The sequence below is a fragment of the Hymenobacter sp. BT730 genome (assembly GCF_030542105.1).
Classification (GTDB): Bacteria; Bacteroidota; Bacteroidia; order Cytophagales; family Hymenobacteraceae; genus Hymenobacter.
In genome coordinates this window covers 1,604,231-1,621,706 of record NZ_JAUOFB010000001.1, presented here as the reverse complement: position 1 = coordinate 1,621,706, position 17,476 = coordinate 1,604,231, and the positions used below count along the sequence as shown (strand labels likewise).

General features: G+C 54.6%; 16 protein-coding genes and 1 tRNA gene. 6 read left to right on the top strand and 11 right to left on the bottom strand.

The window, feature by feature from the left end; all coding sequences use genetic code 11:
- Nucleotides 1-511: 511 nt before the first annotated feature.
- The 4 genes from Q4G72_RS06965 to Q4G72_RS06950 all read right to left on the bottom strand — a co-directional run bounded on the left by Q4G72_RS06965 (nt 512) and on the right by Q4G72_RS06950 (nt 4,946).
- Complete coding sequence (locus Q4G72_RS06965; protein WP_303310674.1) at nt 512-1,783, bottom strand: adenylosuccinate synthase; 1,272 nt, start codon at nt 1,781-1,783, stop codon at nt 512-514.
- Nucleotides 1,783-2,130 carry an STAS domain-containing protein gene (locus Q4G72_RS06960; protein ID WP_121235457.1) on the bottom strand — a complete coding sequence of 116 codons (348 nt, stop codon included), beginning with the start codon at nt 2,128-2,130 and terminating at the stop codon, nt 1,783-1,785. Before Q4G72_RS06960 ends, Q4G72_RS06965 begins: the two co-directional genes overlap by 1 nt.
- On the bottom strand, nt 2,127-2,600 hold the full coding sequence (locus Q4G72_RS06955) for a Fur family transcriptional regulator (RefSeq protein WP_054411800.1): 474 nt from the start codon (nt 2,598-2,600) through the stop codon (nt 2,127-2,129). Before Q4G72_RS06955 ends, Q4G72_RS06960 begins: the two co-directional genes overlap by 4 nt.
- A gap of 138 nt (nt 2,601-2,738) precedes the next feature.
- Nucleotides 2,739-4,946 carry a RelA/SpoT family protein gene (locus Q4G72_RS06950; protein WP_303310673.1) on the bottom strand — a complete coding sequence of 736 codons (2,208 nt, stop codon included), beginning with the start codon at nt 4,944-4,946 and terminating at the stop codon, nt 2,739-2,741.
- Nucleotides 4,947-5,146: 200 nt separating this feature from the next.
- Here Q4G72_RS06950 and Q4G72_RS06945 point away from each other — a divergent pair.
- From Q4G72_RS06945 to clpX, 4 genes are all read left to right on the top strand, one after another.
- Nucleotides 5,147-5,228, top strand: a tRNA-Leu gene (locus Q4G72_RS06945).
- Nucleotides 5,229-5,375: 147 nt separating this feature from the next.
- Nucleotides 5,376-6,707 (top strand): trigger factor, encoded by a 1,332-nt coding sequence (gene tig / locus Q4G72_RS06940; RefSeq protein WP_303310672.1) that lies wholly within the window; start codon nt 5,376-5,378, stop codon nt 6,705-6,707.
- A 109-nt stretch (nt 6,708-6,816) separates the two neighbouring features.
- A complete protein-coding gene (locus Q4G72_RS06935) occupies nt 6,817-7,527 on the top strand; it encodes an ATP-dependent Clp protease proteolytic subunit (RefSeq protein WP_262489780.1) in 711 nt (236 codons plus the stop codon).
- Between the two features lie 231 nt (nt 7,528-7,758).
- Nucleotides 7,759-8,982, top strand: coding sequence for an ATP-dependent Clp protease ATP-binding subunit ClpX (gene clpX, locus Q4G72_RS06930; RefSeq protein WP_121235460.1), 1,224 nt, complete (start codon nt 7,759-7,761; stop codon nt 8,980-8,982).
- 72 nt (nt 8,983-9,054) lie between these two features.
- Here the strand turns inward: clpX and lpxB are convergent, their stop codons facing one another.
- The 4 genes from lpxB to Q4G72_RS06910 form a co-directional block, all read right to left on the bottom strand.
- Nucleotides 9,055-10,161 carry a lipid-A-disaccharide synthase gene (gene lpxB, locus Q4G72_RS06925; RefSeq protein WP_303310671.1) on the bottom strand — a complete coding sequence of 369 codons (1,107 nt, stop codon included), beginning with the start codon at nt 10,159-10,161 and terminating at the stop codon, nt 9,055-9,057.
- A 65-nt stretch (nt 10,162-10,226) separates the two neighbouring features.
- Nucleotides 10,227-10,646, bottom strand: a complete 420-nt coding sequence (locus tag Q4G72_RS06920) for a 6-pyruvoyl trahydropterin synthase family protein (protein ID WP_303310670.1) — start codon at nt 10,644-10,646, stop codon at nt 10,227-10,229.
- Nucleotides 10,647-10,759: 113 nt separating this feature from the next.
- Complete coding sequence (locus Q4G72_RS06915) at nt 10,760-11,770, bottom strand: FecCD family ABC transporter permease (RefSeq protein ID WP_303310669.1); 1,011 nt, start codon at nt 11,768-11,770, stop codon at nt 10,760-10,762.
- Nucleotides 11,771-11,797: 27 nt separating this feature from the next.
- Complete coding sequence (locus tag Q4G72_RS06910) at nt 11,798-12,715, bottom strand: ABC transporter substrate-binding protein (protein WP_303310668.1); 918 nt, start codon at nt 12,713-12,715, stop codon at nt 11,798-11,800.
- 90 nt (nt 12,716-12,805) lie between these two features.
- Here Q4G72_RS06910 and rfaD point away from each other — a divergent pair, with 90 nt between their 5' ends.
- Together rfaD and Q4G72_RS06900 are read left to right on the top strand one after the other, a co-directional pair.
- Nucleotides 12,806-13,774 carry an ADP-glyceromanno-heptose 6-epimerase gene (rfaD, locus tag Q4G72_RS06905; protein ID WP_303310667.1) on the top strand — a complete coding sequence of 323 codons (969 nt, stop codon included), beginning with the start codon at nt 12,806-12,808 and terminating at the stop codon, nt 13,772-13,774.
- Between the two features lie 216 nt (nt 13,775-13,990).
- On the top strand, nt 13,991-15,391 hold the full coding sequence (locus tag Q4G72_RS06900) for an FAD/NAD(P)-binding protein (protein ID WP_303310666.1): 1,401 nt from the start codon (nt 13,991-13,993) through the stop codon (nt 15,389-15,391).
- 62 nt (nt 15,392-15,453) lie between these two features.
- On the opposite strand, the gene Q4G72_RS06895 is transcribed toward Q4G72_RS06900, so the two are convergent.
- The 3 genes from Q4G72_RS06895 to Q4G72_RS06885 form a co-directional block, all read right to left on the bottom strand.
- Nucleotides 15,454-15,714 (bottom strand): hypothetical protein, encoded by a 261-nt coding sequence (locus tag Q4G72_RS06895; RefSeq protein WP_303310665.1) that lies wholly within the window; start codon nt 15,712-15,714, stop codon nt 15,454-15,456.
- A 150-nt stretch (nt 15,715-15,864) separates the two neighbouring features.
- Nucleotides 15,865-16,872, bottom strand: a complete 1,008-nt coding sequence (locus tag Q4G72_RS06890) for a quinone oxidoreductase family protein (protein ID WP_303310664.1) — start codon at nt 16,870-16,872, stop codon at nt 15,865-15,867.
- Nucleotides 16,873-16,938: 66 nt separating this feature from the next.
- Nucleotides 16,939-17,352 carry a thiol-disulfide oxidoreductase DCC family protein gene (locus Q4G72_RS06885; protein WP_303310663.1) on the bottom strand — a complete coding sequence of 138 codons (414 nt, stop codon included), beginning with the start codon at nt 17,350-17,352 and terminating at the stop codon, nt 16,939-16,941.
- Nucleotides 17,353-17,476: the final 124 nt, after the last annotated feature.

The window sequence follows — 17,476 nt, the reverse complement described above, 5'->3', positions numbered from 1 at the left end:
TCCCTGCTCAAAACTTTTTCCAGTGGCCTGATGCCTGCCTGCCCTGCCGCGTTCCGGTTTGGGAGTGCAAAAGTGCGGCCTTTCTCCCGCTTTTCCAAACGACCTTCCCAAGAAATCGGCAGGCTAGGTTGGCATGGGTTGTCTTGCTTTCGCTACCGCCCTGAGGACTAACCGATTGACGGGTCGATTTAGTTCACTCACCTCACAAAAAAACTTAGGCCTTTCGCTTAGTAAGCTTGCATGGCCTATTAACATACCTCAGAGACCGATAAACAGACCTTATATATAGGAGTGCCTGATACAATGAATAAGCGGTGAATAGTTCGGTTCCCGTTTGACCTGTCTATTCTTGCTAAGGGGTAAGCACTCTATCTTTATTAAGGTGCTTCCATTTATAAGAAGGGAATACCTTCTATATAGGGCTACTTTACACTCCTTATATATAAGGTGTACATGGAGAGAATGAAAAAGGCGAGTATCGCGCTTTGCAATACTCGCCTTTCAGAAGGTATTAGTTTAGATGAAGGGTGCTTACCCTATCTGGTCCGACGCTGACGATACGGATGGGAACATCTAATTGCTGCTCCAGGAACTGTATATAGGCGAGCAACTCGGTGGGCAACGCTGCTGGATCGGTTATATCCTGGAGAACGGTGCGCCAGCCGGGCATGCTGATATACACAGGGGTCATGTATTGCAGCTCGCCAAAGTCCGGGAAGCGGTCGGTTTGCTCACCATTGGGGGTTTGGTAATGCGTGCATATCCGAATTTCATCGAACTCATCAAGGACATCGGCCTTCATTAAATGGATTTCGGTGACGCCGTTGAGCATGATGCTGTAGCGTAGAGCGGGCAAATCAATCCAGCCGCAGCGGCGGGGGCGGCCGGTGGTAGCGCCGAACTCGCGGCCGGCTTTGCGAATCTCCTCCCCTACTTCATCCAGGAGCTCTGTTGGAAAAGGGCCACTGCCTACGCGGGTGCAGTAAGCTTTGCTGATACCATATACCTTATCTATATGGCGCGGGGCAATACCCAGGCCAGTGCAGGCGCCGGCAACGATAGTGCTAGAGGAGGTGACAAAGGGATAGGTACCGAAATCAACATCCAGCAAGGAGCCTTGTGCACCTTCGGCCAGGATATTCTTGCCTTCGCTGAGCAGCTTATTTAATAGATACTCGGTATCGGTGAGCTGCAGGGTGCGCAGAAACTCTACTGCGGAGAAGAAATCTGCTTCAAAAGCTTCAATTTCCAGCTCTTTGCCGTGGAAAGCGGCTAGGGTAGCATGCCGGGCTACGGTTTCCTGGTAGCGTTCCTGGAAGTCGGGCAATAGGATGTCGCCTACCCGCAGGCCAGTGCGGCCAATCTTGTCTTGGTACGTGGGACCGATGCCTTTGAGGGTGGAGCCAATTTTACTTCCACCACGAGCTTCTTCGCTGATGCGGTCTAAAGCACGGTGGGAAGGCAGGATAAGCTGGGCTTTTTTGGAAACGTAGAGGTTCTGGCTCCAATCAACGCCCCGGTCGGTGAGCTTTTGCAGTTCCTGACGGAAAACAGAGGGGTCCAGCACTACGCCGTTGCCAACTACATTGAGGATGTGGGGATGGAAAATACCCGATGGAACCTGGTGCAGAACGTGCTTAATGCCATCGAAGGTAAGGGTGTGGCCAGCGTTGGGGCCTCCCTGAAAGCGGGCCACCACATCATAGGTGGGCGCTAGTACGTCTACGATTTTACCTTTCCCTTCATCTCCCCACTGTAATCCGACTAGTACGTCAACTGGCATTAGCTTACGGCTTTCAATTGTTCAGCGGCTTCCGCATCGGAGGCTGCAATAGTGAAAATGGCGTTGAGTTTAGTGATGACCAACAGCTTCCGGATGTGCTCGGAGGGGTTAATCAAGACTAACTCGCCGCCTTGATTGCGAAATTTGGTGAGGATGGATACCAGGACTCCAATACCGGTGCTGTTGATAAACCGCACGTTTGACAGGTCCACAGCGCAGAGGATAACGTCGTCGCCGAGGTGGTCGTTGATTGTTTGGAGGAGAGGCTGGGTGTCGGGAGAACCGATCAGGTCGCCGCTAAGGCGCACGTAGAGGATGCCGTTCTGGACGGCGGCTTCAGTTTTCATTCGGCTTGAGAGCGGGCGGCGGCTTGGGCTCGGCAGTCGCCGCACACACCGTACAGATTTAAAGAGTGATGCAAGATATGGAAGTTGAGTAACTCGCCTACCATGGTTTGGATGCCGTGGATGCGTGGGTCGCAGAACTCAACTACTTTATGGCATTCGGTACAGATGACGTGGTCGTGCTGGCGGTAGCCATAGCTTTTTTCATACTGCGCCAGATTGCGGCCAAACTGGTGCTTGCTCACCAAGCCGTGCTCTACCAGCAAATCCAGGGTATTATATACGGTGGCCCGGCTTACCTGCAGGCCCTGCGTTTTCATGCCGGCAAACAGCTCTTCTACATCGAAATGGCCGGTGCGAGAGTAGATTTCCTCCAGAATGGCATACCGCTCAGAGGTCTTCCGTAGGCCTTTGTTTTCTAAGTACGCCGTGAAGATTTTCTTCACTTCTTCAAACTTCTCCTGATCCAGCATGCGCTACCTATATATAAGGAGTAACAAAAGTACGGAGTAAGCACCGGATGAACTCTGCTTTAACCAAGCCAAACCCATGTGAGACTCTGCTCTGTTGACACTTCTTATACTTATTTAAACTTTGAATACTGTTTTATACTATGAGGCAAAACGCTCTACCTGCAAAACCCCATTTACCTTCGATAGACGGTGCATGAGCTTGTTTAAGTGGTCCGTATCATTCACGAAAACCATGATCTGGCCTTCGAAAAGACCATCATCGGAGTCAATGGTGATGGAGCGCATGTTTACCTTCAGGGAGTTGGAAATGATTTTGGTAACATCATTTACCAGCCCTACCCTATCGGAGCCTTTGATGCGGATACCGGCCAGGAAAGCCAGCTCCAACTGATCCGTCCATTTGGCGCGCACAATGCGGTTGCCGTAGTTGGACATCAGCTCTACCGCTTTGGGGCAGGAGGTACGGTGGATGACAATGCCCTTTTCGGTTTCAAAGCCGAACACGTCGTCGCCGGGAATGGGGTTGCAGCAGGGCGCAATGGTGTAGTCGAACTTCTCGGTCTGCTCGCCAATAACCAGCATGTTGGCATTCACACCCCGAATCTTCTGCACTTCATGGTCGAAGGCTTTCGGCTCCAGCCTAGAGGGCACCCGCGGCAGCTCCACGGCCGGGTCGAAAATGCTTTCCTTGATTTCACGCCCGTCAATCTGCCCAATGGCCAGCCGGTAGTAGAACTCATGCAGATTATAGGTATTGAAGTGCGCCAGCAACCGGTTCAGGTTATCCTGCGTGGGCTCGATACCCAACATCTCCAGGCGTTTTTCTACTAGGAAGCGGCCATCTTCGGCTTTGTTGCGCTTGTCGTCGCGGAGGTAATCCTTGATTTTTGAACGGGCCTTGGAAGTGATGACGTATTTCAACCATTCCTCCGTGGGGCGCTGCTTCTGTGAAGTCAGGATTTCTACCTGGTCGCCGTTGTGAAGCTGGTAGCTGAGTGGCTGCAGCTTCTGGTTCACTTTGGCCCCGAGGCACTGCAAGCCAATGTGGGTGTGAATATCGAAGGCGAAATCCAGTGCGGTGGCTTTGTCCGGCAGGATGATGAGCTTGCCTTTGGGTGTAAAGGCATAGACTTCTTTTACGAAGAGGTTTTGACGGAACTCGTCCATGAACTCCAAAGCGCTGGAGTTATTGGTTTCGAGCATTTCGCGCACCTTGTTTATCCAAGCCTCCAGGCTGGACTCGGGCAATATGGAGCCGGTGTCTTTATACTTCCAGTGGGCCGCGTAACCTTTCTCAGCAATGTCGTCCATGCGGCGGCTACGGATCTGTACTTCCACCCACTGGCCCGTGCGGGACATGACGGTGGTGTGCAGGCTTTCGTAGCCGTTGGCTTTGGGCGTGCTTACCCAGTCGCGGAGACGGTCGGGATTAGGCTGATAGAAATCCGTTACCACGGAGTATACCTGCCAGCAGGCAGCTTTTTCCTGCTCAAAGGGCACATCCAGAATTACCCGAATGGCAAACAGGTCATACACCTCATCGAAGGTGATGTTCTGCTTGCGCATTTTTTTCAGGATGGAATAGATGCTTTTGGGGCGGCCTTTGATTTCATAGCTGAAGCCCTGAGCTTTCAGCTCTTCATCAATCGGCATCACGAACTCCTTAATAAAGCGGTTGCGAGAGGCGCGACTTTGCCGGACTTTGTTGACCAGCTCAGTATATACCTCGGTATCCGTGTACTTCAGGTACAGGTCTTCCAGTTCGCTTTTAATGGCATACAGGCCCAGGCGGTGGGCCAGCGGCGCGTAGAGGTAAATTGTTTCGGAGGCAATTTTGAGCTGCTTGTGGCGCGGCATCGAGTCGAGCGTGCGCATGTTGTGCAAACGGTCGGCTATTTTGATGAGGATGACGCGCACATCTTCTGAGAGCGTGAGCAGCATCTTGCGGAAGTTCTCGGCCTGCTCGGAAGTGCCGTACTCGAAAACACCCGAAATTTTGGTGAGGCCGTCTACAATGCGAGCCACTTTGTCGCCGAACTCGCGCTCAACGTCGGCTATTTCCCAGGGCGTATCCTCTACTACATCGTGCAGCAGAGCCGCTACAATGCTGGTAGTACCCAGCCCGATTTCTTCTACCACAATCTGTGCTACGGCCAGCGGGTGCAGAATATACGGCTCCCCGGACTTGCGCCGCATGTCCTTGTGAGCTTCCAGGGAAGTATTGAAGGCCTTTTTAATCAGCTTGGCATCATTGCCATGCAGATACGGCTTGGCGGTGCGAAGCAGGCGGCGGTAGGCGCGCAGAATTTCGTTGCGTTCTACCTCGGGGTCTATGTGAGTGGCCATGTATGCGGGGCGGTACCGAAGCACCGCGGAAAGTACTGAGAATGCGAAAGTACGAAGCCGAAGCCGGGTTTTGGGCGGCAACAGCCTGAAATGCCCCGTGTTGCTTTTTTCTGCAGATACCTTTTACACATTTATCGGAACCGTTTGAATTTCCGACCAGCTTGTGTAGCTTTGCGGCCCCGAGGCGGACGGCTTCGTAAGCGGATGTGGCGAAATTGGTAGACGTGCCAGACTTAGGATCTGGTGCCGCAAGGCGTGTGGGTTCGAGTCCCTCCATCCGCACTTAGTATTTTTCTTTACCCCCTCTCATACCCTCAACCCAACCAGTTGGGGGTTTGTTTTTCAAGGACGTCCAGCATGCGTAGGAACGGACGTCTGACCAGGCTGATGCTTACGCATTCTTACGTTTACCCTTAACCGACGACCGTTTTGGACATTACCCTTAACAAGAACGACGACCAGCTGAGTGCCATCCTGACAGTAAAAATCACGGAGGCTGACTATGCTCCCGCCGTAGAGAGCAAGCTGAAGGAATACAGCAAAAAAGCGCAAATCAAAGGCTTCCGCCCGGGTAAAGTACCGGCTACGCTGGTTCGCAAGATGTACGGCAAAAGCATTCTGGCTGATGAGCTGAATGCTATGCTGAGCAAAGCAGTAGACGGCTATATCAAAGAAAACAACATCAAAATTCTGGGCGAGCCCCTGCCCGTAGCGACGAATGTAGATTTCGACTCTCAGAAAGAGTTTGAATTCCCCTTCGAGCTGGGCCTGCTGCCCGATTTCGAGCTACCCGCCGACCAGGCTATTTCCGTAGACCGCCACAAGGTAGACCTCGACGAGGCTACCCTGCAGGAAACCTACGACCAGATTGGCCGCCAGTTTGGCGAAACCACCAATCCAGAGTCCTCCGAAGCCAGCGACTACCTGTTTGGTAAGCTGAAAAAGGCTGACGAGGAAGGCGAAGGCCGTGCCGTGTTACTGCCCATTAACAAAGTAACCAACGGTGCTGACAAGTTTGTAGGCGTAAAGCCCGGCGACTCTATCACCTTTGATCTACAGGATGCCTTCGGGGGCGATGCTTCGGCTATTGCCAACTTCTCGGGCATGACGAAGGACGAGGCCAAGGAAGTAAGCGGCGAGTACGTGCTGAACGTGGAGAAAATCACGCGCACCGCTAACGCTGAGCACAACCAGGACCTGTTCGACAAAGTGTTCGGCAAAGACGCGGTGACTTCGAAAGAAGATTTCGACGCGAAAGTGCGCGGCACGGTGCAGGAGAACTATGACCGGGAGTCTGACAATTTGGTTAACCGCCAGATCATCGACAAGCTGATTGATTCGGTTTCCATTGAGGTGCCTAAGGAGTTCTTCAAGAAGTGGTTGCTGCGTGCCAACGAAGGCAAGCTGACGGCCGAGCAGGTTGAAGAGCACTACAATGACTATGAGCGCGAGCTGAAGTGGTCCATGATCCGCAACAAAGTAGTTGAGGAACAGGGCCTGAAGGTGTCGAACGACGAAATCATTGACCGTACTCTGGAGAAGATCATGGGCCAGTTTAACCTGCCCGAGGTGACCGACGAGATGCGCGAGTCGATGCGTGGTTTTGCTGACAACTACCTGCGTCAGGAGAACGGCAAAAACTACGTAAACGAGTACGAAGCCATTCTGGCAGAGAAAGTGCTGGAAAACCTCCGCGGCAAAGTTGTTGTTAACGACAAACCGATTTCGGCTGAGGACTTCCGCAATCAGGCAGCGAGCTAATCCCTCACTGCCCGGTTTTCAAACCAACAAAAAAGCCCTTACTTGCCGTATGGGCTTTTTTGTTGCCCATCGGTTTCGCTTTAACACATCTACTTCCCTCTTTTCTATCATGCTGAATAAACAAGAATTCCGCAAGTTTGCCGTGAAGGGCCAGGGCCTCAGCGGCCTGGGTGTTGACCAATATCTGCAACACGTGGAAGGCCAGGTGCGCGGCGGGCTGATTATGCCTACCGGCATGACCCGCTCCGTAATTGAGGAACGCCCCACGCGCTTTGCTGAAATTGACGTTTTCTCCCGCCTGATCATGGACCGCATCGTGTTCCTGGGTACGGCCGTGGACGACTATATTGCTAACATCATTACGGCCCAGTTGCTGTTTCTGGAGTCCGTGGATGCCAAGAAAGACATCCTGCTGTACATCAACTCGCCCGGTGGCTCGGTATATGCCGGCCTGGGTATTTATGACACCATGCAGTATGTGAACCCTGATGTGGCCACTATCTGCACCGGTCTGGCGGCATCTATGGGTGCCGTACTGCTGGCCGGTGGTGCCAAAGACAAGCGCTCTGCCCTCCCCCACGCCCGCGTCATGATTCACCAGCCCTCGGGTGGTGCGCAAGGCCAGTCGTCGGATATTGAAATCACGGCCCGCGAGATTCTGAAGCTTAAGAAGGAGCTGTACGACATCCTGGCGCAGCACACCGGCAAAACCTACCAGGAAATTCACGACAACTCCGACCGTGACTACTGGATGCGTGCTGATGAGGCAAAAGAGTACGGCCTGATTGACGAAGTGCTGGAAAAGAAGTCGGCTGCGTAAGCTGAATTCATCCTCCTGACAAGGATTTCACCATTCTCTATCAGGACCAGACTATATTGAAAAAGCCCGCTATTGGCCTGAAAACCAATGGCGGACTTTTTTGCTTTAAAGTAGAAAGACAATGAACCGGCACTTTTTTTCGTGCAGAGGGCGTTTGCGTTTTCGTACCTTTGGGCCCGCTCCCCGAAAAGCGGAGCAACCTATACCCCTATCCTGAGAGTCCTTCAACCAATGGCAGATATTACGTGCTCCTTCTGCGGTAAGAGCAAAAAAGACGTCTCGGTCATGATTTCCGGCATTAACGCCCACATCTGCGAACGGTGTGTGGGTCAGGCCCAGCAAATCCTGAACGAGGAGAATAAAATTCGGTCGAACTCGAAAGCACCGAAGTTCAACCTCGTGAAGCCGCGCGAGATGAAGGAGTACCTTGATCAGTATGTAGTAGGTCAGGACGAAGCCAAAAAGGTGATGTCCGTGGCCGTATACAACCATTACAAGCGCCTGATGCAGAAACCGCAGAAGGACGACGTGGTGATTGAGAAATCGAACATTATTATGGTAGGTGAAACCGGCACCGGTAAAACCTTCCTCACGCGCATGCTGGCCAACATTCTGCAGGTGCCCTTCTGCATTGCGGATGCCACGGTACTGACTGAGGCCGGCTATGTAGGCGAAGACGTAGAAAGCATTCTGACGCGTCTGTTGCAAGCTGCGGACTATAATGTGGAAGCGGCCGAGCGCGGCATCGTCTACATCGACGAAATCGACAAGATTGCCCGCAAGAGTGATAACCCCAGCATCACGCGCGACGTGAGCGGCGAGGGTGTGCAGCAGGCTATGCTGAAGCTCTTGGAAGGCACTACCGTGAACGTGCCCCCGCACGGCGGCCGCAAGCACCCCGAGCAGAAGATGATTACGGTGAACACCGAGAACATCCTGTTTATCTGCGGCGGCGCCTTTGTAGGCATTGAGCGCATCATCAAGAGCCGCCTGAACACGAAGCCCATGGGCTTTGCCAAAACGCAGCTGGAAGAGAAGATTGATACGGACAACTTCCTGCGCTACGTAACGGCTATGGACCTGAAAGCTTTCGGTCTGATTCCGGAGCTGATTGGCCGCCTGCCCGTGCTCACGCACCTCAACCCGCTGGACCACGCCACCCTGCGCAAAATCCTGACGGAGCCCAAGAACTCCATTGTAAAGCAGTATCAGCGCCTCTTCGATATGGAAGGCGTAGAGCTGACCTTCTCAGAAGAAGCCTTGGAGTACATTGTGGTGAAAGCCGATGAGTACCGCTTGGGTGCCCGTGGCCTGCGCAGCATCTGTGAAAGCATCATGACGGACGCCATGTTTGACATGCCTTCGGAAGAAGGGGTGAAAGAACTGGTGATTGATCTGGAATATGCCCGCAGCAAGTTTGATAGTTCTCCGCTGAAGCAGTTGCGCGCAGCGTAATTACCATTTGCATCAACAGAAAGGCCCGGCAGATTCATCTGCCGGGCCTTTCTGTTGATGGAGTAGGCATAACTACTTCAAGTACCCCACCATCAACTCCGCTGCTTTCTTAGCTGCATTATTGCGGCCCAGCTTCTCCCGCAGTTCTGCATAATCTGCTTTCTGTTTGGCAATAAAGGCTTCGTCAGTAGTAATCTTTTTCAATTCCTGCACCAGTTTGCGAGAGTTGAATTCGCCCTGAATCAGCTCTTTTACCACTTCCTTCTCAGCAATCAGATTGACTAAGGAGATATAAGGGACCTTAATAACAGCCTTGCTGATAACGTAAGACACAGCGCTGGTGCGGTAGCACACAACCTGTGGCACGTCAAATAGCGCGGTTTCCAGCGTGGCAGTGCCGCTGGTAACCATAGCGGCTTTGGCGTGGCTTAGGATATCGTAGGTCTGGTTGAAGAGGATACGGACGTTATTGCGCTCGAAGTTGGCGTAGTAGTTTGCGTCGAGGTTATCGACGCCGGCGACAATAAACTGGTAATCCATGAACGGCGGGATGATGGCCGTCATCTCAAAGAGCATTTCCTCGATTTCCTGCTTACGCGAGCCCGGCAATACGGCAATAATGGGCCGGTTGGGGTCCAGATTATTACGCTGGTAGAAATCAGCTGATGGCTGGTGGTCGGCTACCACATCGGCCGTGGGGTTGCCGATGTAGTCTACCTTATACTCAAAGCGCTTGTAGAACTCCTGCTCGAAGGGCAGAATAACAAACATCCTGTCGACGAGCTGCTTGATTTTGTGGCCTCGGCTCTGGTTCCAGGCCCAGATTTTGGGCGAAATGTAATAGAACACTTTCAGACCAGCGGCTTTGGCAAACTTGGCTACCCGCATGTTGAAGCCGGCATAATCTACCAGAATTACTACATCCGGCTGCCAGGCCTGCAAATCCCGCTCACACTCTTTCAGAAAGCCGCGAAACTTGAGGATACTGGTAGCCGCTTCCAGGAAGCCCATAATGGCCATTTCCTGGTAGTGGTGCACCAATTCCGCGCCTTCGGCCGCCATCATGTCGCCGCCCCATGCCCGAAACTCAGCCTGGGGGTCTTGCTGCTTTAGCTCACGCATCAGGTTGGCGGCGTGCAGGTCGCCGGAACGCTCCCCGGCTATCAGGTAATACTTCATTGGGTTGCTTCTGAATGATGAATTCGGAGGTTGAACAGAGCCTGCGGGCTCACTCAACTTCAGAACTATGCTTCGCCGTAATACTCTACAAAGTTGCGGGGCGTCTCGTAGAGTTTAATGCAGTGCAGGTGGGCGTCGGTGATAGTGGGGAGCTGGCGCTGCAGAATTTCCCAGAAAGCCAGCACCAGGTTTTCTGTGCTGGCCAGTTTGCCGGCCATAAAGGGCACGTCCAAATTCAGGTTTTTGTGGTCTACCTGGGCAATGATATGCTCCCGAATCAGCTGGCTGAGCTGTTTCAGGTCGACTACAAAGCCGGTTTCGGGGCTGGGCTTGCCTTTCACCGTCACGATGAGGTCGAAGTTATGACCGTGCCAGTTGGTGTTAGCGCAGGGGCCGAAAACCTCACGGTTCCGCTCTTCGCTCCAGTTAGGGTTATATAGCTTATGGGCCGCGTTGAAGTGTTCCTGCCGGCTAACGTAAATCATTCTGTGGGGTATTGAGTGGTAGAACTCAGGGCCTGCGAACTGGCATTATCGGCCAGCCAATACAGGTAATACGGTTAGAAATAGGCAGCACCAATACTTGCTACTGGTAACCCCTACACCCTGAATCCTTCTTTTTTTCGCAGCAAATATACGAAGAACGGTACGCCAAACAGGGCAGTAACGATGCCTACGGGTAAGCCGGCAGGTGGGTAGAGTACGCGGGCCAGCAGGTCGCAGGCCAACAGAAAGTTGCCCCCCAGCACTGCGCACACCCAAAGGTTGGCCCGGCCCGTGACGCCCAACAGCCAGCGCGTGATGTGCGGAATCATGAGCCCGACAAACCCAATAGGCCCGCATAAGGCTACTACACAGCCCGTAAGCCCCGAGGCCGCAATGATGAGGATCCAGCGGGTACGGCCTACATCCACGCCCAAGGCCTGGGCCCGCTCCTCCCCCAGCAATAAAATGGAGAGGTCTTTCTGCAGGAACAAAAACAGCCCCAATACCACTGCCAGCGCCACGGCCGGATAAGGCAGCAACTCCCAGCCGGCCCGCTCAAAGCTACCCATGGCCCAGAATGCCACGGAGCGCAGCTTTTCCTGAGTGTCAGACAAAAAAGTAAGCAACCCGCCTATGGCGGTAGTCAGGGAACCAATAGCTACGCCGCCTAGCAACAGTTGCGCCGGCCGCAATTGCCCTTGCTGCATGCCCAGCACTACTACTACCAGCGTAGTGCCCAGGGCACCGGCCAAGGCCGCCAGCGGCGGCAAGTAGAAGCCACCCAGAAAAACGCTGGGCAGGAAAGAAAAGCATAGAATAGCACCTAAGGCCCCGCCGGAGGCAGTGCCCAGCAGATAGGGGTCGGCCAGGGCATTGTTTACCATGGCCTGCATGAGGTAACCACTCACAGCCAGGCCCGCGCCGGCCAGCACCGCCAGCAGCAAGCGGGGCAGGCGCAGCTCCACCAGTACCAGCTGGGCTGGGTCGGTAGGGTTGTAGTGCAGCAGCGCGCGGCGCACCAGGGCATAGTCTACCGAGTAGCTGCCCACGCGCAAACCCAGCGCCAGTAGTACCACCAGCAGCACCAGGCCCAGCACTAGCCAAATGGCGGCACGTTGATTCATAGCGTGAAGTAACACCAGCCGGTGGAATTACCGGGCAGCCGGCTGCCGCAACAAGCGTTGCAGCTCCTGAATAGATTCTACCACACGCGGGCTGGGGCGCTCCATCAGGTTGCCGGTGACGGCAAACACGCGGCGGTTCTGGTAAGCCCGTATGCGGCGCAACTCCGGATAATTCTTGAAAAACGTGCTGTCCAGCTGCCCGAAGCGGCCGCCCAGCAACACATCGGGGTTCAGTTGCAGAATGTACTCGCGCGTGAGGGCCGGGTAGGGTTGCGGGAAAGACTCAACCACGGCATTTTGCCCGCCGGCCAGCCTTATTTTATCGGTAAACAGGGTGTTCTGGCCATATACATAAATGGGGTCCTGCCAGGTAATGGCCAGCACCCGGGGGCGCGGCCCGGCTGGTGCCGCCTCGGTTATGGCTTTCAGCGCAGTGCGGAGGGAATCGGTGAGGTGGCGGGCTTGTGGCTCGCGGTGCAGAATGCGGCCCAGGTCCTGCAGCCCTTTGAAAATATCCTCTACCTTGTTGTAGCGCTGATAATACACCGGAATGCCCAGCTTTTCCAGGCGGGCCGCATCATCCTGGGAGGTAATGCCTTCAATGGTGAAGACTACATCGGGCTGCAGCGCTACCAGGCGCTCCAGATCCAGCGGATAGCTGTTGACCACCGGTTTGCGCAGGGCTGCCTGTGGGAAGTCACAGACCTGGGTGCGGGCTATGATGGTGGCGGTATCGGCTACGGCGTACAGCATTTCCGTCATGGACGGGGCCAGCGCCAGAATACGGCGCGGCTGGGCCGGCACAGTAAGGTTGCGGCCCAGGTCGTCGGTCAGCTGCTGGGGCCGGGCGGCATTTTCAGTAGTGGCGGGCTGCTTATCGGGCTGGCAGGCGAGCAACCCGAGCAAAGGCAGCGCCCGAAACACGCGTAGAAATAACTGAAGCATGGGCAAAGGTAGCGCGCCAAGTCAAGTACTCGTCAGTCGAGGAAATGCAGACGGTGGATAATGCCTACTTTTAGGCAAAATTTCAGCCCTATGATAGTTGTGACCGGAGCGGCCGGCTTTATTGCCAGCTGCCTTGTAACCCGCCTCAATGCCGCCAACTTCAACGACATTGTAGTGGTGGATAATTTCTCAGTGGAGCGCAAGCTGGCCAACCTCAAGGGCAAGCACCTGCGCGAGTACGTAGACCGCAACGAGTTTTTTGAGTGGCTCGATAAAAACCACGAGGAAGTGGAATTCATCTTCCACCTCGGCGCCCGCACCGATACCACCGAGCAGGACCGCGCCGTACTGGACCTGCTCAACCTGAATTACTCCAAGCAGATGTGGCAGGCCTGTGTGCGCTATCATCTGCCGCTGGTATACGCCTCCTCGGCCGCTACCTACGGCTCGGGCACGCTGGGTTATTCTGATCAGGACGATGCGCTTTTGCCTTTGTACCGCCCCTTGAACCCCTACGGCGAGTCGAAGAATGACTTTGACAACTGGGCCGTGGAGCAGGAAGAAAAGCCGTTTTTCTGGGCGGGCCTGAAGTTTTTCAATGTGTACGGCCCCAACGAATACCACAAGGGCCGCATGGCGTCCGTGATTCTGCACGCGTTTGAGCAGATTCGGCGCACAGGCTCCATGGAGCTGTTCCGCTCCCACAACCCCGACTATACTGACGGCGGCCAGATGCGCGACTTCGTGTATGTGAAGGACGTGGTGGAAGTGTGCTACTTCCTGCTGCATCACCGCCAGCATTCCGGCATCTACAACCTGGGCACCGGCGAGGCCCGCACTTTCCTGGATTTAGCCCTGAACACGTTTGCCGCGCTGGATATGACGGCTGACATCCAGTTCAAAGACACACCCGAGGACATCCGTGACAAGTACCAGTACTTTACGGAGGCTGATATGCGCAAGCTGCGCAGCATTGGCTACGACCGGCCTTTCACCCGCCTGGAAGATGGCATCAATGATTATGTGCGCAATTATCTGGCAACAGGCGCCTACTATTAATCAGGGTGGCTAACTAAACCAGAGCCATTTGCTTCGATTTTACATCTAGCCGCCCGGCTGTGCGCAACGCACGGCCGGGCGGTTCGTTTGAGGGCACAAGCTGCAGGCGGGAAGAACCACAATTAGCTTATTGGCTTATGCCCTTGATTTTTTAGTAAGAATCTTTTCTCCCATTTTATCCGCCCAAACTCTCCCACCCTTCTTGAACTCACCTCAGTGAAACGAAAGACCATAACGATTTTGGGCGGGGGATTTTCGGGTTCCATGCTGGCGGTACAGCTGGCGCATTTACCAGGCGGGCCATTTGCCTGTGATATCCACCTAGTAGAGCCACGCCCTATTGCTGGTCCGGGGCTGGCTTACACTGCCCGCCGACCAGAATATCTGCTGAATGTGCGTAGTCCTCAACTAAGTGCTTTCCCGGAAAATCCGGGCCACTTTGTGGAATGGCTACAGACAAACCACACGCCAGCCTGTGAGCAGGAATTCTGTTCCCGTGAAACCTATGGGCATTATATACAGGAGTTGGTAACTACGATTATAAGCCATTCTCCTATAAATGGCATTCGGGTTACGGTACATCATACCGCGGCTACTGCCGCTACTTTAGCCCCGGATGGAAAATCAGCGGTTTTGGAGCTGGCCAATGGCACACGCTTATCCAGCGACTATGTTGTTCTGGCTTTGGGCAATTTTCCGCCACTACCACCCACTCGTCCGGCTGATGGCTACAGCAACCACCCAGGCTTTCATGGCAACCCGTGGGCACAGGGGGCCTTGCGCTCCATTGGCTTGGATGATTCTGTGCTATTGATAGGCTCTGGCCTTACCGCAGTGGATGTATTGCTCGGTCTACGCGCCGACGGCCACCGTGCGCCTATCACCGTGGTTTCGGGACACGGGCGCTGGCCTAGTACGCATGGCCCGGCAGAACCCACCTATCCCAGTTTTTACACTACTGAGCTGCAGGAATTAAAAACGGTAGGTGAGGTAGTGGCCGCTATTCGCCGGCGCGTGCGCACAGCGGCCACACAAGGCATTGACTGGCGGCCGGTGCTGGATTCGCTCCGGCCTGATCTGGGCAACATTTGGGCAAACTGGCCTTTGCCGGAACAGGCCCGTTTTCTCCGCCACGTCTCTTCGCTCTGGACTACCATCCGGCATCGTAGCCCGCCGCAGAATGCCGCCATTATAGAACAGTTGATGGCCGCCGGCCAAGTACAAGTATACCAGGGCCGGGTACAGCATCTGGTTTCGCAGGGCCCTGAGCTGGCCGTCCACATTCGGCGAAAGAGAAGTACTGCTGTCCTGACGGCGCAGCACGTGGTTTCCTGCACCGGGCCTTTGCTGGACTACACCCGCATTCAGGACCCCCTGGTACTAAGCCTGCGGGAAGCCGGCCAACTGGTACCTGATGCCTTGCGGTTAGGCATTGTTACGGATGAGCACGGCGCCTTGCTTACAGCCGACGGATCGGTTTCACCGGTGTATTTCACACTTGGCCCCAGTCGTCGGCCCGCATATTTTGAATCGACTGCTGTGCCGGAGCTGAGGCAGCAGGCGGTGGCGCTGGCCCAGCTTCTGGGCAGTAAAGTGGCGGGCCAGCCGAGGGTTTAAGCCAAATGCCACCGCTGAAACAGGCTCAGCAGTGGCATTTGGTATGTGAAATAAAAAGGCACTTAAGCGGCCATATCATCTTCCGAATAAAAGGGCACCATGGAAACTACCGGCGCCGTGGTGGTTTGTTCGGCCGCATCCGGGGACTTCCGGCGCAAAGCGCGCATCAACAAGTAGCGGTATTGTTCCGCATCGGCCAGGGCAGTTTCAATGGCCCGCAGTGCATCATCATAAGTTACAACCGGCGCCGATTCTGCCTGTTCCCCGGTTGGGTAGGTCAGGTAGAAAACCGGTGCATTGAGGTAATCAGCAGCTGATTTCATATAGGGAAGAGCGAAGAGTCCTGATTGAATTATCGTACGCTTTATAACAGAAAAGCCCCTCTCTTCATTCATTTTTCAGCGAATATTACTCCAAAATATTGCAAGTTATAATGTTGATTTTCAATAGTTTATAAATAATATTCCAGAAATTTATTCATGTGAAATCTGCAATACAATTTTGCCAAACTGCTGTCCATTATCCATGCGTCGCATAGCGGCTTCGCCTTCGGCAAGCGGCAACACTTCATCTACCACGGGATGCAATTGATGCTCGGTAACCAGAGCCAGCAACTCGGCGAAATCCTGCTCGGTACCCATGGTAGAACCCAGAATAGAGAGCTGCTTCCAGAATATTTTGGCGGGCGGTACCTGCGGAATAGTGCCCAAGGTACCCCCGTAGAACACTATACGGCCGCCGGGAGCAGCCACATCCAGCAGTTGGGCAAAAGCAGGGCCAGCAGCGCTGTCCACAATTACATCGAAAGGCCCACCGGCTTCTTTGGCTATTGTCATGGCCCAGCCTTCGGTTTTGTAATTGATGCCACCCTGCGCACCTAAGGCTACGGCCCGGGCTATTTTCTCGTCGGAGCCGGAAGTGACCCACACTTGTGCGCCGCGGGCCACGGCCATTTGCATGGCCAGCAAAGCTACCCCACCACCTATGCCCGTAATCAGCACCCGCTCCTGGGCTTGCAGACCGGCCCGGGTGAAGGTGGCCCGATAGGCCGTTACGCCAGCCAGAGGCAAGGCCGCAGCTTGGGCAAAGCTCAGATGCTGCGGCATGGGGTGCACATATTGTAAGGGTACGCTCAGGAATTCGGCGAACGTGCCCTGCTCCGGCAAACCTACAATGGCAAAGGAACGGCCCTGTGCCCTGGGGTTTTCGCCCCAGTTATGCCCCGGGTTGATGAGCACCTTCTGGCCCAGCCACTGTGGATCAACTCCCTCCCCAACGGCGGAAACGACGCCTGCTCCATCGGAACCCAGGATGCACGGAAACCGGAGCCCGGCATATTGGCCGTGCTGAATCCAGACGTCGCGGTGGTTGAGGGCCGCGGCGTGCAGGTGAACCAGGAGTTGTCCGGGGCCGGCAGTGGGCGTAGGCACGTCGCGGAGCTGTAGGGGCTGGCTGATGCCTTCAAGAACTAGTGCTTGCATGCAGAAGGGAGTTGGGTGGAAGAGGCGTCGTAAGGTACTGGCAAATAACAAAACGCGGGGCCTGCGCTAACCTGCCAGGAAACGGGCGCGCAACTCCGGGGTGGGCAGCCAGCAGGCATCCTGTTTGCCAAACCACTGATATCGATGCCGTGCCACCCAGCGGTACACGGCATCGCGCAGGCGCTGAGGCAGCCAGATGGCGGCGTAGCTCCAGCGCCAGGGCCAGGTTAGCTGCCGGGCTATGCGCAGTGCGGCGGTGGAATGCGAATAAAGCTGCCCGTTTTCCAGTAGCAACACTGACTGCGGCTCGCCAACGGGTACTACATGGCCTTGGGCAGCCAGTAATGCCTGCGCTTCCGGCGACTGCAGGGCCGCAAAGCGGAAGTTGCCAGCCGGGTCGTGCTGAATGACAAACTGCACAAAACTATTGCAGAGGTTACAGACGCCATCAAACAAAATAATTGCCGGGAAAGCCGTCATGGAGCTACAGGGGGTGGAAAATAGTTTGCTTAATCAATAGTACTGAAGAAGGAAACATTTTGGCCTAGCATGAAGCCATTTATATAGGTCCTGTAAACCTGTCCAGACTCTATAATCTGCTTTT